2 protein-coding genes are annotated in these 1,224 nt (G+C 49.7%); both read left to right on the top strand.

What is annotated here, in order from left to right; translation table 11 throughout:
* Positions 1 to 55 precede the first annotated feature (55 nt).
* Positions 56 to 331, top strand: coding sequence for a transposase (locus tag J0656_RS20015; RefSeq protein ID WP_072882405.1), 276 nt, complete (start codon positions 56 to 58; stop codon positions 329 to 331).
* 23 nt (positions 332 to 354) lie between these two features.
* Positions 355 to 1,173 (top strand): IS3 family transposase, encoded by an 819-nt coding sequence (locus tag J0656_RS20010; protein ID WP_207037080.1) that lies wholly within the window; start codon positions 355 to 357, stop codon positions 1,171 to 1,173.
* Positions 1,174 to 1,224 lie beyond the last annotated feature (51 nt).

Genomic DNA, 1,224 nt, shown 5'->3' with positions numbered 1-1,224 from the left:
TATGTAGATACCCCAAAAATTAGGGCAGTAAGTTTAATCATTAAATTTACTGAATATGACACGAAGAAAGTTTACCCCGAAGTTCAAGACCAAAGTGGTATTGGAAGCCTTGAAAGAGCGGCATAGCCTTGCCGAACTTGCCCAGAAGTACGAGATACACCCGACCCAGATAAGCGCATGGAAGCGTGATTTCCTCGACGGGGCCGAGCAGGTGTTCGAATCGGGCAAGAAGGATGCCCGCAGCGAGACCGAAAGGGAGAAGGACAAACTTCTAAAGGCCATAGGCCAGTTGAAGGTCGAGAACGATTTTTTAAAGGACGCCTTGCGCTGAGACCACTCTCCGAACGCAGAAAAATGATACGCAAGGGTCATTCCAAGATGAGCATTGTAAAACAATGCGAAACATTGTCGGTCCATCGTTCCGGGCTGTACTATAAGCCCAAGGGCGAGACCGAACTGAACCTGAAGCTCATGCGGGAGATGGACGAGCACTATCTCCACCATCCCTTCAAAGGGGCAAGGCGCATGCACATCTGGCTGACCAGGGACAAAGGCTATAAAGTGAGCAGGAACCGGATCGAGCGGCTCTATTACAAGGTAATGGGCCTCAGGGCCGTCCTTCCGGGAAAACATACCTCCCGAAGGTGCAGGGACCACAGAACGTATCCGTACCTGCTACGCAACCTGACAGTTGACAGGCCCAATCAGGTCTGGGCCACAGATATCACCTATATCCCCATGCAACAGGGATATCTCTACCTGGTGGCCATCATCGACCTGCACAGCCGCTATGTCCTGAACTGGAGCGTGTCCAATTCCATGGATGCCCAATGGTGCAGGGAAACATTGGAAGAGGCCATAGGTGAGCACGGGACACCTGAGATCCTCAATACGGACCAGGGGAGCCAGTTCACTGCCGAGGAGTTCGCCAATTATGTTTTGGGTCAGGGAATACGCCTGAGCATGGACGGCAAGGGAAGGGCCACGGACAATGCCTTCATCGAAAGGCTATGGAGAAACGTGAAATACGAGAAGATATACCTGAACCCTCCAAGGGACGGTATGGACCTTTATCTGTTATTGGCAGAGTACTTTGATTATTACAACCACGAAAGAAGACATCAGTCCATCGACTATGAAAGACCCATTGATCTATTTAAAAGAGCAGCTTGATAATTATATTAGTTTTGTAGAAAACCTGTCCTAAAGATCGGGGTATCTACA

It is taken from the genome of Flagellimonas aurea, assembly GCF_017313785.1.
Taxonomy (GTDB): Bacteria; Bacteroidota; Bacteroidia; order Flavobacteriales; family Flavobacteriaceae; genus Flagellimonas; species Flagellimonas aurea.
Note: the sequence above shows the minus strand (reverse complement) of the source record. Positions and strands in the feature narration are given on the sequence as shown.